The organism is Siccirubricoccus soli (assembly GCF_024178315.1).
GTDB lineage: Bacteria > Pseudomonadota > Alphaproteobacteria > Acetobacterales > Acetobacteraceae > Siccirubricoccus > Siccirubricoccus soli.
This window is the reverse complement of sequence record NZ_JAMZIK010000315.1, coordinates 1-472: the sequence shown is the minus strand read 5'-3', so window position 1 is coordinate 472 and position 472 is coordinate 1. Positions and strand designations below refer to the sequence as shown.

The following is a 472-nucleotide window of genomic DNA, read 5'->3' as shown; positions in this document are numbered from 1 at the left end:
CGCCTGGCCGAGGGCGAGGGCGATGCGGGCGGCGGCGAGCTCGAGCTCCGGCTCCGCCGGATCGGCCTGGCGGGCGCGGGCGATGAGGCCGGCGGCGGCGGCGTGGCGGCCGGCGGCTTCCTCCAGCGCCGCCAGGGCGGCGAGTGCGGTGACGTGCTCGGGATCGCGCGCCAGGGCGGCGAGGAAATGCGCCTCCGCCCGCCCCGTCTCGCCACGCAGCCCGGCGATGGTGCCGAGGCGGAAGGGCGGTTCGGGGTGGTTCGGCAGGGCGGCGGCGGCGCGCTCCAGCGCCTCGGCCGCCTCGCGCAGCCTGCCGAGCTGCATCAGGGCGAGGCCGCGGTTGAGCGCGGCATAGCCGCCCCCTTCCCCGGCGGCCTCGGCTTCCTCCAGCAGCCCCAGGGCGGCGGCGGGCGTGCCGCGGGCCAGGGCGAGCAGCCCGGCGCGGTAGCGCGGCGCTTCCGCCGCGCGGTCG

General features: G+C 81.1%; 1 protein-coding gene. It reads right to left on the bottom strand.

All coding sequences use genetic code 11. From position 1 onward, the window contains the following. Positions 1-472, bottom strand: a 472-nt coding sequence (locus NJ376_RS28555; protein WP_252956725.1) for a tetratricopeptide repeat protein, incomplete at both ends; no start/stop codon positions are given.